The 19506-nt window shown below is 39.9% G+C and carries 16 protein-coding genes and 1 pseudogene; 2 read left to right on the top strand and 15 right to left on the bottom strand.

Features of this window, described 5'->3' with window-relative positions; translation table 11 throughout:
- Positions 1 to 529: 529 nt before the first annotated feature.
- Positions 530 to 2165, bottom strand: a pseudogene (locus tag HT715_RS03060) (hypothetical protein).
- Positions 2146 to 2895, bottom strand: coding sequence for an ABC transporter ATP-binding protein (locus HT715_RS03055; RefSeq protein ID WP_138706397.1), 750 nt, complete (start codon positions 2893 to 2895; stop codon positions 2146 to 2148). The pseudogene HT715_RS03060 and the gene HT715_RS03055 overlap by 20 nt, the downstream one beginning before the upstream one ends.
- A gap of 179 nt (positions 2896 to 3074) precedes the next feature.
- On the opposite strand from HT715_RS03055, the gene HT715_RS03050 reads away from it, so the two are divergent.
- Positions 3075 to 4529 (top strand): alpha-amylase, encoded by a 1455-nt coding sequence (locus HT715_RS03050; protein ID WP_138707467.1) that lies wholly within the window; start codon positions 3075 to 3077, stop codon positions 4527 to 4529.
- Between the two features lie 162 nt (positions 4530 to 4691).
- Here the strand turns inward: HT715_RS03050 and HT715_RS11825 are convergent, their stop codons facing one another.
- From HT715_RS11825 to HT715_RS11820, 13 genes are all read right to left on the bottom strand, one after another.
- Positions 4692 to 5963, bottom strand: a complete 1272-nt coding sequence (locus tag HT715_RS11825; RefSeq protein WP_055356678.1) for an HNH endonuclease — start codon at positions 5961 to 5963, stop codon at positions 4692 to 4694.
- Positions 5964 to 6033: 70 nt separating this feature from the next.
- Positions 6034 to 8652, bottom strand: a complete 2619-nt coding sequence (gene alaS / locus HT715_RS03040; protein ID WP_138700323.1) for an alanine--tRNA ligase — start codon at positions 8650 to 8652, stop codon at positions 6034 to 6036.
- 21 nt (positions 8653 to 8673) lie between these two features.
- Complete coding sequence (locus tag HT715_RS03035) at positions 8674 to 9159, bottom strand: LURP-one-related/scramblase family protein (RefSeq protein WP_138700324.1); 486 nt, start codon at positions 9157 to 9159, stop codon at positions 8674 to 8676.
- A gap of 511 nt (positions 9160 to 9670) precedes the next feature.
- The gene (locus HT715_RS03030; protein WP_023939050.1) at positions 9671 to 10204 is read right to left on the bottom strand and encodes a DUF5626 family protein; all 534 of its coding nucleotides are present in this window, start codon (positions 10202 to 10204) and stop codon (positions 9671 to 9673) included.
- Between the two features lie 152 nt (positions 10205 to 10356).
- Positions 10357 to 11427 (bottom strand): ABC transporter substrate-binding protein, encoded by a 1071-nt coding sequence (locus HT715_RS03025; RefSeq protein WP_138707307.1) that lies wholly within the window; start codon positions 11425 to 11427, stop codon positions 10357 to 10359.
- Positions 11424 to 12197 (bottom strand): ABC transporter permease subunit, encoded by a 774-nt coding sequence (locus HT715_RS03020; RefSeq protein WP_000712740.1) that lies wholly within the window; start codon positions 12195 to 12197, stop codon positions 11424 to 11426. Before HT715_RS03020 ends, HT715_RS03025 begins: the two co-directional genes overlap by 4 nt.
- Positions 12194 to 13000, bottom strand: coding sequence for an ABC transporter permease (locus HT715_RS03015; RefSeq protein WP_138700326.1), 807 nt, complete (start codon positions 12998 to 13000; stop codon positions 12194 to 12196). Before HT715_RS03015 ends, HT715_RS03020 begins: the two co-directional genes overlap by 4 nt.
- Entirely contained in the window at positions 12981 to 14138 is a 1158-nt protein-coding gene (locus HT715_RS03010; RefSeq protein WP_000742900.1) for an ABC transporter ATP-binding protein, read from the bottom strand. The genes HT715_RS03015 and HT715_RS03010 overlap by 20 nt, the downstream gene beginning before the upstream one ends.
- 159 nt (positions 14139 to 14297) lie before the next feature.
- A complete protein-coding gene (gene murB, locus HT715_RS03005; RefSeq protein ID WP_000116176.1) occupies positions 14298 to 15203 on the bottom strand; it encodes a UDP-N-acetylmuramate dehydrogenase in 906 nt (301 codons plus the stop codon).
- Positions 15204 to 15318: 115 nt separating this feature from the next.
- Positions 15319 to 16071, bottom strand: coding sequence for a YhfC family glutamic-type intramembrane protease (locus tag HT715_RS03000; protein WP_119919707.1), 753 nt, complete (start codon positions 16069 to 16071; stop codon positions 15319 to 15321).
- A gap of 9 nt (positions 16072 to 16080) precedes the next feature.
- Positions 16081 to 16812: an acetolactate decarboxylase gene (gene budA, locus HT715_RS02995; protein WP_023936077.1), complete on the bottom strand. Its 732-nt coding sequence runs from the start codon at positions 16810 to 16812 to the stop codon at positions 16081 to 16083.
- A gap of 482 nt (positions 16813 to 17294) precedes the next feature.
- Positions 17295 to 17669: a hypothetical protein gene (locus HT715_RS02990; RefSeq protein ID WP_000342870.1), complete on the bottom strand. Its 375-nt coding sequence runs from the start codon at positions 17667 to 17669 to the stop codon at positions 17295 to 17297.
- Entirely contained in the window at positions 17670 to 17816 is a 147-nt protein-coding gene (locus HT715_RS11820) for a hypothetical protein (RefSeq protein WP_000669513.1), read from the bottom strand. It lies immediately after the preceding gene.
- Positions 17817 to 18231: 415 nt separating this feature from the next.
- Between HT715_RS11820 and HT715_RS02985 the strand changes: the two genes are divergently transcribed.
- Positions 18232 to 19503, top strand: coding sequence for a PLP-dependent aminotransferase family protein (locus tag HT715_RS02985; RefSeq protein WP_000744852.1), 1272 nt, complete (start codon positions 18232 to 18234; stop codon positions 19501 to 19503).
- Positions 19504 to 19506: the final 3 nt, after the last annotated feature.

Genomic DNA, 19506 nt, shown 5'->3' with positions numbered 1-19506 from the left:
ACCATATCTACGGCAAGGCAAAGCTGACGTGGTTTGAAGAGATTTTCGAAGAGTATTAACTTTGAGATTGTAGGTAGAGAGGTTGTACCTGCAATATATGTCTGTCAAATTTAGTGACGAAGATAGTAGAAGAAATATTAGGATATAGATCAGCTTCAGCAGGTATCTGGAAAATTTGATTTTATAGAAAAGCCTTTTGTTACAAACTAAATATACTATCAATAAATAATATTATAGAAGCAACAATAATTAAAATTTCACCTATCTGCATCATTCTATTTCTAACTTTAAATATATGTTCTATCAAAAATACTTGGATCACACACATTATAGGAATGAAAGTTTTTGAAATTGAAAAATATCCAAATAAATAAACTATAAACAATAATAATAGAACTATATTATATTTCTTATTCAAAACATTCCTCCCTATATTTTTGATTACCAATCGTAATCATTTACAACTATATTCTAACAAACTATAAAAGCGTTTGTCGAATTGAATTTATCAAGCAATCGACCAACTAGCTCATCTTTTTTCTATTTCTGCCAATATGCGTGACAGGTAGTAATGATAGCCAAAAATAGCAAGAGCAAGCAAGAGGATAAGAACTCCTACTCCCAAGCTGATGGCAAGGACAGGGGCGAGAGACCGAACCAAGAACAAACTTGCTATGACTAAAATCATTAAGATAACACTATAAATTAAGAGTAAAACTATTGCTACTATACGATTTGAACGGTTCACCAAGTCCGTAATGCTACTCCAATTGGTTGACAGATTTTTCACGTCCTTAAGGTAATGGTGGCAAGAAAGGATGACACTGGCAAGGATCCATGCCACAAGAAGGTAAATCATCGAAAGGATGGGCAAGCCTAGATATAGAGAAAGGCCAAGTAAAGTCAGAACTGGTAAAAAGGACTGGACAGCAAATATAATCCAAAATTTCACTTTCACATAACGAGCAAAGTCAAAGGGTAAACTCTTAAGAAAATCAACATTTTCTCTCTCCAAGGACAAGGCAATTGAATGCAGGCTGGTGATATTGTTATTGACAACTGCTATAAACACTCCTACAAAAAACAAGGGTAACCAGTATGGAGGATGAATGTCTGGAACTATCTGAGAATCTCGGATTTTGGAAATCAGACCGATCATCATGAGATAAGGAAGGAAAGCACTTGTAAAAAGCACTGTAATCACGCCAGTCCCCTGTCCCAAGAGGGTGAGGTGGTAGCGTAAAACCATACGGAAAAATCCCTTTTTAGTAGTTGAAATTCTCTCCTTACTGCGACGTTCTTTCTTGACCTTCTCCTCACTGTTAAGCAGAATCACGTCATAAAAACGAGGAAAAACCTTCTTTTTGCTCAAGTAAAGCAAGAAGAGAGTTAGTCCTATCCAAGCGAGCAGACCCAGGATGGCTTCTGTCGAAAAAGGCTCCACTGCTATTTTGTAAAAGAGATGAATAGGATAAAGGAGAAATGGAATGTCTCTAACTTTGTCAACAATACGTCCAGAAGTCGACTGTAGAAAGAAGACATATATTAAAGGTATGAGAACTCCTATCCCAATCATCACATTCGAAAAAATAGACTGATACTTTCTGAAGACCCTAGTCTGAGCCAAGAAATGTACTGCCACTACCATCACTAAAGTAACAGAGACAAATAATAAGGCCAAGGACAGTAGCATCAAAGGCAAGCCCAGCCAAAGAGAAGGTGCTAGCCTAATATAGAGGACTAGAAAATAAGCTAGGATTGGTACAATTCCAGTTAGAGCTGGCAAGAGAACAGACAGTCCTTTAGCAATTATAATCTCTGATTCTTTAAAGGCATAGGGTCTATACGATACCAAATCCTTACTCTCATAAAAGACATTATAAAAGGCCGTTAAAGAAGTTGAAAAGGCAACCACTAGTAAAATAGTAACCATGAAACCAAAATAAACAGGCATTTCTTCAAAAGGAAAATGAATGGCTATATTACTTAAAAAAAAAGAGCATCAAGAGGCTAGAAAAAATGTAAGAACTTAGAACTCTAGCGGAAACATTTACTTTTTTCCCAGGATTCTTAGCCTGCTTCTTTCGTAGGTTAGCCAGATTAGCTTCTTGAGATGAATAAAGGATATTGATATCAACTAATTTTTTAATGACCTTGAAACGCATCTGAAACCTCCTCTTTTCTACCAGCAAGGCTAAGATAGATACTTTCTAAAGACTGGTCTGGATGGTCTTTTCTCAAGTCCTCTACGCTACCACAATAAATCAAATGTCCCTTTTTCAAAATGGCAATCCGATCACAGACTTGCTCAGCTACCTCTAGGACATGGGTTGAAAACAAGACTGTCTTGCCTTTTTGTGCATGTTCCTTCATCATTTGCTTCAAATCAAAGGCAGCCTGGGGATCCAAACCAGTCAAGGGTTCGTCCAAAACCCAAATATCAGGATCAGACAAAAGTGCCCCGATGACAAAGACTTTCTGACGCATTCCGTGAGAAAGGGTTTCAATAACCTGATAGCGATTTTCAGCAAAATCAAAAACGTTCAATAGCCTAGCTAGATTAGCCTCCAAGTCAGAGCTAGTCAGATCATAGGATGAAGCAATCAATTCCCAAAATTCATTGGCCGTTAAACGTAAAAATAAGTCAGGCGAGTCTGCTACGTAGCCAATCTTTCGTTTAATAGCCAAGCGATTTTCCGATAACTTCTGACCATCTACCAAAATACGACCACTGCTGGGCGAAATGATACTGACTAGGGATTTTATGGTGGTCGATTTCCCAGCACCATTATGGCCAATCAAGCCCATAATCTCCCCATTTTCAATCTGCAAATTGAGATTGCTCAAAGCCTCTTTATCACCATACAACTTACTAACATTTTGAAATTCAATCATGGGATGACTCCTATCTTTATCTATATCACATACTATTATACTAGCACTTTGATACAAAAAAATCAACACTTTATTTTAAGTAGATACAATAGTTTCCTTCTATTCTTACGCAAACGTTTGCGCCAAGAGATACTTTATGATAGAATAAAGAACAAGATTGACAAGTAAGAGGAAACATCATGCAAAATCAAACACTCATGCAATACTTTGAATGGTATCTGCCCCACGACGGTCAGCACTGGACACGTCTGGCTGAAGATGCTCCACACCTAGCTGATCTCGGTATCAGTCATGTCTGGATGCCACCAGCTTTCAAGGCTACCAATGAAAAAGATGTAGGTTATGGTGTCTATGACTTATTCGACCTAGGAGAGTTTAACCAAAAAGGGACTGTCCGCACCAAGTATGGTTTCAAAGAAGACTATCTTCAAGCCATTCAAACTCTAAAAGCACAGGGAATTCAACCTATGGCTGATGTGGTTCTCAACCACAAGGCTGCTGCCGATCACAGGGAAGCCTTTCAGGTCATCGAAGTGGATCCTGTAGACCGTACAGTTGAACTTGGAGAACCCTTCACCATCAATGGCTGGACTAGTTTTACCTTCGATGGTCGCCAAGATACCTACAATGACTTCCACTGGCACTGGTACCACTTCACAGGTACAGACTATGATGCCAAACGTCGTAAGTCTGGGATTTATCTCATCCAAGGGGATAATAAGGGCTGGGCCAACGAGGAATTGGTTGATAATGAAAACGGAAACTACGACTACCTCATGTATGCCGACCTAGACTTTAAGCATCCTGAAGTTATCCAAAATATCTATGACTGGGCTGACTGGTTCATGGAAACGACTGGTGTAGCTGGTTTCCGCTTGGATGCCGTTAAGCACATTGACTCTTTCTTCATGCGCAATTTCATCCGTGATATAAAGGAAAAATACGGTGAGGATTTCTACGTTTTTGGTGAATTTTGGAACCCAGACAAGGAAGCCAATCTGGACTATCTCGAAAAAACGGAAGAACGCTTTGACCTTGTCGATGTTCGTCTCCACCAGAATCTCTTTGATGCTAGCCGAGCAGGTTCCAACTACGACCTTCGTGGCATTTTTACAGATAGCTTGGTTGAACTCAAGCCCGACAATGCTGTGACTTTTGTCGACAACCACGATACCCAACGAGGTCAGGCTCTTGAGTCTACTGTTGAAGAATGGTTCAAACCAGCAGCCTATGCCCTCATTCTGTTACGCCAAAATGGCCTTCCATGTGTCTTTTACGGCGACTACTATGGGATTTCAGGGCAATATGCTCAACAAGATTTCAAAGAAGTCCTTGACCGCCTCCTAGCCATCCGAAAAGATTTGGCCTATGGAGAACAAACAGACTACTTTGATGATGCTAACTGTATCGGTTGGGTACGTTCAGGTGCTGAAAATCAATCCCCAATCGCAGTCTTGATTTCAAATGACCAAGAAAACAGCAAGTCAATGTTTGTCGGCCAAGAATGGGCTAACCAAACTTTCGTAGATTTACTTGGAAATCACCAAGATCCAGTTACAATTGATGAGGAAGGTTATGGACAATTCCCAGTCTCAGCTAGATCCGTAAGTGTCTGGGCAGCCAATACTATTTAATAGTTCATAATATTCAAGCCAGGTCCAATCGGATTTGGCTTTTTTGCATTCACAAAAAGACCTACCCAAATGGATAGATCTTTAAACAACCTATATTTTTGTTAAAAATTATATCACTAATTGACACGTTCTGTTCTCAAACATTATAATTTTCATCTAAATCTATAAAATTTTATCTGATTTTGTTCTATTACATTTCCAACATAATGTTTGTAAATTACTTTCCGTAGACATTCCACCCTTTGAAACTGGAATAATATGATCCACTTCTAGCAATAATAAATCTTGTTGAGCAGTAGATGCTCCGCAATATTGGCAAGTATAACAGTCCCTTTCTTTGACATACTCACGTAATTTTTTAGTCATTAATGCACGTTGAGCTTTAGCACTTTTCTTATACTTAACTTGCTCATCCATATAAGTAATTAATAATTCAATTATTTCCTCATTTAGTGTAATTGAAGTAACTTGACTAGAATTACCACCTGCACTAACATATTGAAAAGTATAGGTAGGAAAATTAAAATTAATTTGGGGAACTTCAATGTTGATATAATATAAAAATTCTTCTTTATAATACTTTAAAATAAACTGTGGAGGATTTAAACTATTTAAAATTCTTGCCAATCTATTATCAAGATTCTCTTTAGCATTAAGAAATCGTGATACTTGTTCACCAATTTCTTGAATACGCTGTAGATTTTCTTCGTTAGGCTTAAAATCAAAATACTTACATAAATACTTAAAAGGTTCTAACTCTGCATTTCTAACAACTTGTAGTGAAGCATTATAAACATATTTAGATTGATAATCAATAACGTTCCTATCACGTTGAATATTATACAAACTTGTATTTTGTCCTTTAGCTACATGAGCATACTTATATTTATCAAAACTTGTAGATTGTAAGCTTACCTCATCAAACTTCTCAACATATTTAGCTATTTCATTATATTCTGTAACAAAAGAATCGATTTGTATTTTATTCCGAATAAATTCATCACTTAAAAAGTAATGTTTTTTCATATTATATCGAACAAGCCTATAAATTAAATAAATCCAACCAATCCAAGGAATAAAGAACGCAACAATAAACTTGAGAATTTCATTATTTTTTCTTTTGAATTTATTTAATTTAATTTTATTTCGCTCTTCTTCTATTACACTTATTGGTATTTCAATCGATGAGGTCGATGAGTATATTTCATCTATCGGTTTATTTATTGTATCTCTGTTACTATTAACAGCTATAGCTTTTTTACTATCTTTAATATACAACCAATAGAAAAGGAAAGTAAATACGGAACTAAAAATAATTTGAGATATAAATTGTTGGAAGCCTAGCTGGTCAATAATTTTTTTGGAATCAAATACAAATCCAATTGTTCCCATACCAAAAAATATACTTAAAGCAACATAAATTTTTCTTTTCATAAGAATACTCTCTTAACAATATCTTTTCAACTCTTAATTTTTAAAATTATCAAAGAATTAATAATCGAGTTTACAATTTACCTGCTACTGCATCCAACAATTCTTGGATCTTAGCTTGATTGCTTCCTCCTGCCATGGCCATGTCTGGTTTACCACCACCACGTCCATCGACGATTGGTGCCAATTCTTTGACAAGGTTTCCTGCATGAAGGTCTTTTGTCTTGCTTGCTACAAGGACATTGACTTTATCACCGATAGCGGCAACTAGGACAAGCAAGTCAGAGTAGTCTTTTTGTTTCCAGTTATCCGCAAAAGTACGAAGGGCACCAGCATCTGATACAGACACTTGGCTAGCAATGTAACGGTGACCATTGACTTCCTTAACATCCTTGAAGATATCGCCTGCGGCTGCAGCTGCGGCTTTTTCTTTCAACTCAGCATTTTCTTTTTGCAATTGACGAAGTTGTTCTTGAAGTCCTTCTACCTTGTGAGGGACTTCTTTAAGTTGAGGTGCTTTAAGAGTTGCTGCGACAGCTTTAAGAGCATCTTCTTGTTCACGGTAGGCTTCAAAGGCTTCCTTACCAGTCACTGCCAAGATACGGCGAGTTCCTGAACCGATTCCTTCTTCTTTGACAATTTTGAAGAGGCCAATCTCAGAAGTGTTGCCAACATGAGTACCACCACAAAGTTCAATAGAGTAGTCACCGATAGTCACGACACGAACTTCCTTGCCGTATTTCTCACCAAAGAGGGCCATAGCTCCCATTTCTTTAGCAGTGTCAACATCCGTTTCAACTGTCTTCACTTCAAGTGCTTCCCAAATTTTCTCGTTAACTTGCTGTTCAATCGCACGCAATTCTTCAGCAGTCACTGCTTGGAAGTGGGTAAAGTCAAAGCGAAGGAATTCCACTTCATTAAGTGACCCTGCTTGTGTCGCATGGTTTCCAAGGATATTGTGAAGGGCAGCGTGAAGCAAGTGAGTAGCAGTGTGGTTTTTCATAACACGGTGACGACGATTTGTATCAATTGCTAAAGTATATTCTTGGTTCAAGGCAAGCGGTGCAAGGACTTCAACAGTGTGAAGAGCTTGTCCGTTTGGTGCTTTTTGAACATTGGTCACAGTAGCCACAACCTTACCTGACTCATCCAAGATTTGTCCGTGGTCAGCTACCTGTCCACCCATTTCAGCATAAAATGACGTTTCCGCAAAGATAAGAGAGGCAGTTCCTTCTGAAACAGCTTCTACTTCTGCATTGTCCGCCACGATAGCTACCAATTTAGAAGACAATTGGCTAGCATTGTAGTTGAAGACACTTTCTACAGTGATGTTTTGAAGAGTTTCATTTTGCATACCCATTGAGCCACCCTTGACAGCTGACGCACGCGCGCGTTCTTGCTGTTCTTTCATGGCTGCTTCAAAACCTTCACGGTCTACAGTCATACCAGCTTCTTCAGCGATTTCTTCAGTCAATTCAACTGGGAACCCATAAGTATCATAGAGTTTGAAGACATCTGAACCAGCGATAACAGATTGACCTTTTTCTTTCAAGTCTGCTACAATGCCTTGGGCAAAGTGTTGACCTGAGTGAAGGGTACGGGCAAATGATTCTTCTTCGCTCTTAACGATTTTCTCAATAAAGTCACGTTTCTCAAGCACTTCTGGGTAGTAGCTTTCCATGATTTTTCCAACAGTTGGAACGAGTTTGTAAAGGAAAGGCTCGTTGATACCCAATTTTTGACCATGCATAGAAGCACGACGAAGAAGACGACGAAGGACATAACCACGACCTTCATTTCCTGGAAGGGCACCATCACCGATGGCAAATGAAAGTGAACGGATGTGGTCAGCGATGACCTTGAAGCTCATGTTGTCGCCATCTTGGTCATAAACCTTACCAGACAATTTCTCGACTTCACGAATGATTGGCATGAAGAGGTCTGTTTCAAAGTTTGTCTTAGCCCCTTGGATAACCGCCACCAAACGCTCCAAACCAGCGCCCGTATCAATGTTCTTGTGTGGCAATTCCTTGTACTCGCTACGAGGAACAGCAGGGTCTGCGTTAAATTGTGACAAAACGATGTTCCAGATTTCGATGTAACGGTCGTTTTCAATATCTTCTGCAAGTAAACGAAGACCGATATTTTCTGGGTCAAAGGCTTCTCCACGGTCAAAGAAAATCTCTGTATCAGGTCCAGAAGGTCCCGCACCGATTTCCCAGAAGTTGTCCTCGATCGGAATCAAGTGACTTGGGTCCACTCCCACTTCAATCCAGCGGTTGTAAGAATCTTTATCATCTGGATAGTAAGTCATGTAAAGTTTTTCAGCAGGGAAATCAAACCATTCAGGGCTTGTCAAAAGCTCATAAGCCCAAGTGATAGCTTCGTCACGGAAGTAATCTCCAATAGAGAAGTTCCCCAACATTTCAAACATGGTATGGTGACGTGCAGTCTTCCCTACGTTCTCGATGTCGTTGGTACGGATAGCCTTTTGAGCATTGGTAATACGTGGATTTTCAGGAATAATGGTCCCGTCAAAGTATTTCTTAAGGGTTGCTACCCCAGAGTTGATCCACAAAAGAGTTGGGTCATTTACAGGAACCAAGCTCACTGATGGTTCTACTGAGTGACCTTTGGTCGCCCAGAAGTCAAGCCACATTTGGCGTACTTGTGCACTAGATAGTTGTTTCATATCGTCTCCTTATTTACTTGTTTAATGTGATTGGCTTTCTAGCATTTCCACATAGTCAATCGCGACACAGAGGGAAATGACTAGATCTGCATAAGCGTCTTCAAGAACCGTTACGGTATAGGTAGAGGTCAAATGGAAGAGTTCCTTCTTAATTTCCGCAATCAGCTGATCGCGATCATCCAGCAATTTGAAATCCAAATCCCAGATATTACCCTCGATACGAAGACCTAAATTATCAAACTCATACTTATCTCGCCAAAAGGTCAACTTCTTACGAATGACAAAACTCGAGCCATCCCGAAGCTGAATCTCAAAACGAGGAAGCAAGGTCAAGATTTCTTTACTGATCTGACTGACCTGTTCACCATTATCATCATAGATGGTAAAGGTTTTAGGAATCTTAAAAAATGATCCCTCCACCTGATAGGCAATTTCTCCCCTGTCATCCTTGATAGCGAAGCGTTCGCCTCCAAGACGAAACTTTTGTTTGACAAGAAATGTTTTCATCAACACCTCCAAAAATCAAAAGACAAGCTCATATCACGAAGGGCGAAAAACCGCGGTACCACCTTCATTCAATGAACTTGTCATTCTCTTGTTCTTATGCAATTGTATGATTGAGTAGCATGACTTTCTAGCTTAGATGGCTCGCAGCACCGCCATTTCTCTGGACTAAGACAAGAGAAAATCAATTCTCAACTTTCTTATTATAACGTTTTTTTAAGCCGGCGTCAACTGGAAATGATTCCTATTTAAATAACCCATTCCCTACATCTCAGATTACTTTTTCAGAATATACTTTTTCTTACTGCCATTTTTCTTTTTATCCCAACTTTTATCCCAAGTTTTCGAATGTTTCATAATAAAAGACACCAAATTATTTAGTTTTGGTGTCTTTTATCTGCTCTCTAAATATTTTAAAGTTATTTATTTCTTAATATTTTTTACTATTAAAAAAATGATGATTAGAAAGAGAGTTATAGTAAGAGCGACTGTCATCAAACCAAACATTCCCATTTTACTTCACCAGTGTAACTAGATAGTCTGCGTCGAGCTCTGCTCGAAGAGCTCCGTCCCAACTTGGGCCGTTAATCCAAGGAACACTGAGTTGAAATGTGAAATATGCTGTTGCTCTCCTATTACTTTCATGCACTAAATTTGCGGAGTTTGTGCCTACTAGATGGAAATACCATAAATCATATGCGCTGGTAATGTTACGAGTATCTATTGTGATATAGAAGCCACAGTTAAATATCCCGCGTCTGTAACTTATATGATAAGTTCCGTTACTAGCTTTTTCACTACCAACTTGTGCCCATCTAAAACTGGTTCGAGGTCTGTCAGCAACCTTTGTAACGGTAATTACATTTTCTTCCCCAGAATTATCTGTAAATACTTGTGTAGCAGAATCCCCAACTTTCATTACTAAAGATGTTCTTGTTTCATAACTACCGTTATTGTCAATATTTTCATCTGCCTTTGTAGTTGAAAATGTTGTTAAAAACAATAAACTAGCAACTGCTGTTAAGAAAATCATAAAATTCTTTTTCATGATTTATTCCTCCTATCTTTTTTAAAAGCATAGAATATTTAGAGAGTTTCTTGTGTTTGTGTTTACGCTTACATTATACCATAAAATATTGTTATTGCAAAGAAAAAGAGTTAAAAAAACGAACCAGCGTGACTGATCCGTTTTCATATATCCTACTTCCGATACATTTTAAATTGTAGGAAGAGGTCGCTATATTTTCCTGTCCATTTATGGTCAAATTTCTCATAAACTTCTAGGTGTTTCATAGTTTCAGCATCTGGATAGAAGGCTTTATCTTCTTTTTTCTCCTCTGGGAGTAATTCCTTAGCTGGTAGGTTTGGAGTTGAATAACCGACATACTCCGCATTTTTGAGAGCATTTTCGGGTTTCAACATAAAGTTGATAAAGGCATAGGCTGCATCTTGGTTTTTGACTGTTTTTGGAATGACCATATTGTCAAACCAAAGGTTACTGGCCTCAGTCGGTACTACATAGCGTAGATTTTCATTTTTTTCTAACATTTGGCTGGCTTCACCAGAGAAGGTCACACCGATAGCAGCGTTATTTTGAATCATGTAGCCCTTCATCTCGTCGGCCACAATAGCCTTGATATTTGGAGTCAGTTTATAGAGCTTATCTACTGTCTCTTCCAATTGCTGTGGATCCTTGGAGTTAAGGCTGTAGCCAAGGGAGTTGAGCCCCAGTCCCAGTACCTCACGCGCCCCATCAAAGAGCATGATAGAGTTTTTATACTCTGGTTTCCAAAGGTCGTCCCAATGTTCAGGCGCTTCATCTACCATAGTTTCATTGTAGACAATTCCCAAGGTTCCCCAGAAGTAAGGGATGGAGAATTTATTGCCTGGGTCAAAGGACTGGTTGAGGAACTCTGGTCCAATATTTTCAAGACCTTCAAGTTTTGAATAGTCAAGCGGTACCAAGAGGTCTTCGTCCTTCATCTTGTTAATCATGTATTCACTAGGGATGGCAATATCGTAAGTCGTTCCACCCTGCTTAATCTTGGTATACATGGCTTCGTTGGAGTCAAAGGTCTCGTACTGGACTTGGATGCCTGTTTCTTCTGTGAATTGCTCCAAGAGTTCTGGATCGATATAGTCCCCCCAGTTGTAGATAACCAGTTTTTGACTATCTCGGCTATTGATTTTACTATCGAGATGAGTCGCAATTCCCCACAAGACAAGGATAATGGCTACAATTCCTGCTAAAAATGAATAGAGTTTTTTCATGCTTGCTCCTCCTTCTCACGTGAGATAAAGTAATATCCAACAACTAGGATAATACTAAAGAGAAAGACAAGGGCAGACAGGGCATTGATTTCTAGCGAAATCCCCTTGCGAGCACGAGAGTAAATCTCGACGGACAGGGTTGAAAAGCCATTTCCCGTTACAAAGAAGGTCACAGCAAAGTCATCTAGCGAATAGGTGAAGGCCATGAAGTAACCTGCAATGATAGACGGAGTCAGATAAGGAAGCATGATTTCCTTGAACATCTGAAATTGACTAGCTCCCAAGTCATAGGCTGCATGAATCATGTCGCCGTTCATTTCCTTGAGTCGAGGCAAGACCATCAAGACCACGATAGGAATAGAGAAGGCCACATGACTAGAAAGAACGGTCAAAAAGCCAAGTGAAAATTTGAGTTGAGTAAAGAGAATCAAGAAGCTGGCACCAATCATAACATCAGGCGCAACCATGAGGATATTATTGAGTGATAGAAAGGCTTCTTGGTATTTCTTACGAGACTGGTAGATATAAATAGCTCCAAAAGTCCCGATAATGGTCGCAATCAAGGCTGACAGGAAGGCCAAGAAAAAGGTCTGAGTTACAATCAACATAAGACGACCATCGCCAAACATGGTTTTAAAATGGCTCAAGCTAAAGCCTGTAAAGCTATTCATGTCATTGCCTGCATTAAAGGCATAGCCAATCAGGTAAAAAATCGGCAGGTAGAGGACAAGAAAGACCAGTCCTAGATATAGATTGGCAAATTTTTTCATCGTTCTCTCCTTTCCTTAGTTACCCACATGGTGATGAACATGGTCAGGATGAGAATCACACCGATGGTAGAACCCATACCGTAGTTGTCATTGGTCAGAAAGTTTTGCTCAATGGCTGTTCCCAGCGTGATAACGCGGTTCCCACCAATCAAACGGGTCAGCATGAAGAGACTCAAACTTGGGATAAAGACCGATTGGACCCCACTTCTCACTCCGTTCATAGATAGAGGGAAGATGACATGACGGAAGGTTTCCCACTTGGTCGCACCAAGGTCGTAGCTGGCATTGATGAGATTGTTATCCATATCGTCCAAGACATTGAAAATCGGCAAAATCATAAAGGGAAGCTCGATGTAGCTTGCGACAAAGATAAAGGAGAAATCGGTAAAAAGCAACTGTTGTGAGCCGATTCCGATAAATTCCAAGAATTGGTTAATAGAGCCATTCTGACCAAAAATTCCGATAAAGGCATAGGCTTTAAGGAGCAAATTGATCCAAGTTGGTAGGATAATCAGCATGAGCCAGAGTTGACGGTGCTTGAGACGGGTCAAAAAGAGGGCTGTCGGATAGCTGATGAGCAGGGTTACAAAGGTCACAATTCCTGCATAGAGTACAGAGTTAAAGCTCATTTTTAGGTAGGTCAAGTTTTGTGACGCAAAGTAAGATTTATAGTTTTCTAAACTAAACTGGCCTTCAATGTTGAAAAAGGATTGTCCGAAAATCAAGACCAAGGGTGTCAGGACAAAGAGGGCGATCCAGAGCATGTAGGGAACTACAAAGAGTTTAGAGCTTGTTTTCTTCATCTCTTTCCTCCTCGATTGCATTGATCAGACCTGCTTCTTGCTCTTCGATTTCCACGTATTCTTCGATACGAGCATCGAACTCTTCTTCAGTTTCGTTGAGACGCATGATATGGATGTCTTCTGGCTCAAAGTCCAGACCGATTTCCTCTCCAACGATGGCCTTACGAGTTGAGTGGATCATCCATTCATTTCCAAGTTCGTCATAGGCGATAATTTCATAGTGCACCCCACGGAAGAGCTGGGTATCCACCTTAACTTGGAGCTTGCCTTCTTCAGGCAGGGTAATGCGCAAGTCCTCTGGACGAATGACAACCTCGACAGGCTCATTTGGCTTCATCCCCCCATCGACTGCTTCAAAGCGTTTGCCGTTAAACTCAACCAAGTAGTCCTCAATCATGGTACCTGGCAAGATATTTGACTCCCCGATAAAGGTGGCAACAAAGTGGTTGATTGGCTCATCGTAGATGTCCACAGGAGTTCCAGACTGAACAATCTCGCCATCATTCATAACGAAAATCCAGTCACTCATGGCCAGGGCTTCTTCCTGATCGTGAGTGACAAAGACAAAGGTAATGCCCAATCGTTGTTGCAGTTCACGCAGTTCGTACTGCATGTCTGTTCGTAATTTTAAGTCCAGCGCTGACAAAGGCTCATCCAACAAAACCACACGGGGTTGGTTGATAATGGCACGGGCAATAGCCACACGCTGACGTTGTCCTCCTGAGAGTTTACGAATGGATCGTTTTTCATACCCTTCCAACTGAACCATCTTGAGAACTTCCGCTACGCGTTGCTCGATTTCTTTCTTGTCGATCTTACGCAAGCGGAGCGGAAAAGCAACATTTTCAAACACATTCATATGTGGAAATAAGGCATAGGATTGGAAGACGGTATGGACGTCACGCTTGTTGGTTGGAATGTCATTGATTCGGACACCGTCCAATAAAATATCTCCTGTTGTCGCATCCAGTAAACCTGCAATGATGTTAAGGATAGTTGATTTCCCTGAACCAGATGCGCCTAAAAGAGTGTAGAATTTCCCTTCTTCCAACTCAAAGTTGATATCTTTGAGAACCTTGGTGTTGCTGTCTTCAAAAACTTTAGAGACGTTTTTGAATTCAATAATTGGTTTTTTCAATTGTCATTTATTCCTTCTTTTTCATAGATTAACAGATCAGGGCTCTGTCAGGCCACTACTACCTCGTGTAGGAGATTGAACTGCCTACATTCTTCTGCACTAACGATAGGCTTTCACCCCCTTTCCATGACATAGCAGCAGCTTTTTAGCCAAAGCTTCCTACTTGCTTTCACCCAAGATACGAACTTCTCTCTCAAGAGTAACGCCAGAGTGTTCCTTGACTTTTTCAATCACAGACTCAATCAAGTCCTCGTAGTCTTTAGCCGTTCCATCAGCAACATTGATCATAAATCCTGCGTGCTTTTCAGACACTTCAACACCACCGATACGATAGCCTTTCAAGCCAGCTTCTGAAATTAACTGACCTGCAAAATGCCCGACTGGACGCTTAAAGACCGAACCACAGGATGGGTATTCCAAAGGTTGCTTGAGTTCACGTAAGTGCGTCAAGCGGTCCATTTCCTGCTTGATAACCTGATGGGTTCCTGGGGCTAGGGCAAATTTAGCTGACAAGACAACTGCACCAGACTCCTGAATAGCTGAATGGCGGTAACCAAAAGCCAAGTCCTTGGCAGACAGGGTCTCGATTTCCCCATCCTTAGTCAAGACCTTACAAGACTGCAAGATGTGGGCAATCTCGCCACCATAGGCACCCGCATTCATAAAGACAGCACCGCCAACGCTTCCTGGAATGCCACAAGCAAACTCAAAGCCAGTCAAACTATGACGAAGCGCAATGCGAGTTGTTTCAATCAAGTTAGCCCCTGCTTCTGCTTCAATAGTATAGCCATCAACAGAAACATTATTGAGCTTGTCACACAAGATGACAAATCCACGAATTCCACCATCACGAACGATGATATTGCTAGCATTGCCAAGAACCATCCAAGGGATATTTTCTTGATTAGCAAATTTGACAACGCGAGCCAACTCAAAACGATTTCGTGGAAAGACCAGATAATCGGCCTCTCCACCTACTTTTGTATAACTATAGCTATGCAAGGGTTCCTTAAAACGGATATCAATCCCTTCTAAGATTTCAAGCATTTTTTCTCTTACAGACATGTCACTCTTCCTTTTACAAAATTCATTCCATTATACCATTTTTAGAGACATTTGACGACCATAAAAAGACCTTGTCTGGATTTTGCATAAGAAAAAGAGGTTTCCCCCTTTTTTCTTATGATTTTTTACAAAAGATTGCCTTGGTCCCATAGGCAACCAGAACAAGTTCAAGTGCTAGGACAACTTCAACCAAGACTGGATTTGTCAACCAGCCAACTTGGACTAGAGATGGTGCTAGGTCAAAGAAGGCATGTAGGCCATAGGCTGCTAGGAGATAAATCCATTTCTTCTGGCGAACAGCTTGGTAAACCCAAACAGTCAAGAGTAATTGGAAACCTAGCGCCAAGATTCTCTCAAAACCAAGCAAATAAATCTGCCAGACCGAAAGTGACTGAATGGTTTTCAACATATTTTCAGACAGTAATTGCATGACCTGTGGATCCTGAGTTTGAACTGCCGAAAGCACGAAGTAGAGATTGAGTAAACTAGTAAGACCTAGGAAAATCAACTCCAAACCACCATGCCCTAACCCATAGGCCAAGGCGTCTGCCTTTTCCAAACTTCTCTTTTTCTCCAACCATTTGAAGAAAATAAGACGAGCCGTTTCCTCAAAAAATGCTGCCATGGCTAGGCCATAGATGATATAGACAAGCGGATGATCTTGCAAGAGAGCAATACTACCGTCTTTTTGAGGATGTAAAACTAAGATATGCACCAGTTTTTCCAAAATCTGCGAAGAAACAAAGAAAGCGACTGCACCCAATCCCAAGGCAGCTAGATTAGTCTGGTATTTCTTTTTGGCATACCAAACGCTCCCTAGCAAGAAAGCCAGCAACAGCACCATGGTAATGATAATATGAATGATCATTTTCTTCTCCTATTCTGCCTTTTCAATATCTTTTTTCATCTCGTCAACATTGAACTTAGCAAACAAGTATTGACGGTCTTGGACTGGGAAACGTTGGTCCAACTGGTCAATAGCTCCCACCTCGATAATGCCTTCCTTGATAACAAAGTCCATAACATGCCCACCGAAGGTCAAATCATCTGAGATAAAATGTAGATGATATCCTGCCAAACTGACCCCATTGAAAATCTCTGGCGTCCAGAAACCAACGATGGTTCCTGCCACATTGTCACGACTATATTCAGGTTGATGGGTTGCGACATCAGCAAACTTGGTATCTGGTGCCGACTTAGGAATCATGCGCACATGCATATGTGAAAATTCCCCACGAATCTTGATAGAGCGGAAAAGATTTTCCCCGTCATAATAAGACTCAATCCGTTCTTCCAATTCCTTGTCTGTCATCTCAAAGCGCTGGCGGAAAATGACCTCTGCCTGATGTGGTACTACTGCTGCGTAAGGAATAAGGGCATCTGGTGATACTTCTACAATTTCCGGTTGCTCTCCTGAGCCTTTGGCTTGATAAGCCTTGCCATCCAAGACAATCAATTCCCCATCAATGGAATCCAAGGTTCCCAAACCAAGGTCTCCATGCTCTAGCAATTCTCCTACTGTCATGGTGCCACCATAAAGGCCAGCCATCAAGGCTCCAAGGGTATTGTATTGAAATAATTTCACTGGTTCCTGCACGTTCTTATCCATTCTCTTTCTTGTTTGTTATTCTATAAATGTTACTCCTAAGTATACCACATTTAGCTTTATATGTGAACGAGAGAAACACCTTAGACATTGCCAAGAAAGAAAAAAAGGGTACAATGTAACAAAATCAAGGGAGGTCTGGAATGAAGAAACAAAGCAAGTACCAAGAGGTCGTAGCTTATCTGAAAAATGCATCGAGTCTGGACGCTTTCCGACGGGTAGCCTGAGATTTTGACAGAAACAAAACTTGAACTGGCACAACAACCCCTAAGGAACACACTTCCCTAGGGGCCTTTTTTTATTTAACTAAATCATTATTTATTTTTTGTTCCTAGCAAACATAAATATTGTATTAATAATTGCAAAAATAAATGCAAACAAAAGGATTTTCCAAAGGATAAATTTTTGTAACACTAAATATGCATATACAAATCCAATCAAAAAGCTAATAATCCCATCTTTTATTAAAAAGTTTTTATCACGCATTATTCCAGACCACACTGAACTGCCCAAATAGCCAACTGACCAGCAATGATATAAATATTTGTTTTAAGTCCATTAGCTTTAACAAATCTTAGTACCACTTTAGCTAATTCTAACCAAGCCTTTTTCTGCGCATACTTAACAATTAGCGAAACATTGGTCATAGCAAAAAATTCTTCTCGTATTTTTCTCGCTATACATCCTCCCATCTCATCCCAAGGGACTCTGTCATAGAGATTATTAATATTAGTTTCTAATTTATTTTCCGCAAGAGCAATATCTTTTTGAGAAAAGTTTTTATAAACATATTCAGTAAAATTTTTTTCATTAACTCCATTTCTAAACATTTGATCAAGAACATTAGCTACATCATCCATTTATTTTTGTTCTTGGGTACTAATTTCAGAAACTTCCGTAGTAGTTACATCATCAGCAAATACTCTAACAGAAACTATAGAAGGAGACATAATAGAAAATAGTGATAATACAACAAGAGCTGAAGTTACAGTTTTTTTAAATTTCATAAAAAACACTCCTTCAAGTCACAAATATATATTACTGATAAAATAACTTGATTTTCTGATTTAAAACTCCTTTCTAACAAGTCATTCGTATACTTTTATTTTCCAATTCTATTATACCATAACTAGAAAACGGTTTCAAGCTTTTTCCTAAAAATATGTGCAAGTAATACGGGGAAATTAGCATGAAAACTTTTTAAAACAAACCAACCCCAGATAAAAATACATATTTTGTTTTAAAGAGAAAAAGGTTCCGAAAAACTGTCACATCTGCATTTGGTTGCTCTTTGATTTCAAAAAAGTATTAAAGATGGGAATATACCACATTTGCTCTTAGATGTGAACGAGAGAAACACCCTAGACATTGCCAAGAAGGAAAAAAAAGGGTACAATGTAACAAAATCAAGGGAGGTCTGGAATGAAGAAACAAAGCAAGTACCAAGAGGTCGTTTCCTATCTGAAAAATGGTATCGAGTCTGGACGCTTTCCGACGGGAAGTCGCCTGCCTTCTATCCGTCAACTAAGCCTTGACTTTCACTGTAGCAAGGACACCGTTCAGCGCGCCCTGCTGGAATTACGGCACGAACAATACCTCTATGCCAAGCCCCAGAGTGGCTACTATGTCCTAGAACAAGGGCAACACCAAGACCTCGAAATCGAGGTTACGGATGAACACGCCAGCGCCTATGACGATTTCCGACTCTGTGTCAATGAAACTTTGATTGGCCGGGAAAACTACCTCTTCAACTACTATGAAAATCAAGAAGGTTTAGAAGACTTAAGACAATCCATTCACCAACTCCTCTTTGACCAAGCCCTCTACTGCAAGGCTGACCAACTGGTACTGACTTCTGGAACCCAACAAGCCTTGTTTATCCTTTCTCAAATTTCCTTCCCTAGCCAAGCCAAGGAAATCTTGGTGGAACAACCGACCTACCATCGAATGAATCGCCTCTTGATTGCTCAGGGTCTGGACTATCAAACGATTGAACGAGGCATTGATGGGATTGACTTGAAGGAACTGGAAGGCCACTTCAAAACAGGAAAAATTAAGTTTTTCTATACCATTCCTCGATTTCACTATCCTCTAGGCCATTCCTATTCTGAGCAGGACAAACGAGCTATTCTTGACTTAGCAGCCAAGTATGATGTCTATATCGTAGAGGACGATTATCTGGGTGATTTGGACTCCAAGAAGGGCCAAACCTTCCACTATCTTGATACAGAGGAGCGTGTCATTTATATCAAGTCCTTCTCGACCAGCCTCTTTCCAGCCCTTCGTATTACAGCACTCATTCTTCCAAATGCTATCAAAGAAGCATTTGTGGCCTACAAAAATATCCTAGACTACGACAGCAACCTCATCATGCAAAAGGCCTTATCACTCTATATCGATAGTCAATTGTTTGAGAAAAATCGTCTGACTCGCTTGAATAATCAAGAAACTTACCAAAAACAAATCAAGGAAAGACTAGCTTACAGCCCCTGTCCTCTTCCTCATTTTCCTCTTCACGATGGTTTATTGCTAGACCTGAGACAGTATCCTAAAATCGCCAATCTCAAACACAGTCAACTAGGCTTGGACTTCTTTGAAGAGGCCTATTTAAGCACCTGTCCTTATCAATTTGCCAAGGTGTCCCTAGACAATCTGGAAAAGGTTTTAAACTATTTAAAAGCAGAATTGGAATGACAT

It is taken from the genome of Streptococcus sp. 4155 (genome assembly GCF_013276695.1).
Classification (GTDB): domain Bacteria; phylum Bacillota; class Bacilli; order Lactobacillales; family Streptococcaceae; genus Streptococcus; species Streptococcus pseudopneumoniae.
This window is presented reverse-complemented; position numbering and strand designations above follow the sequence as displayed.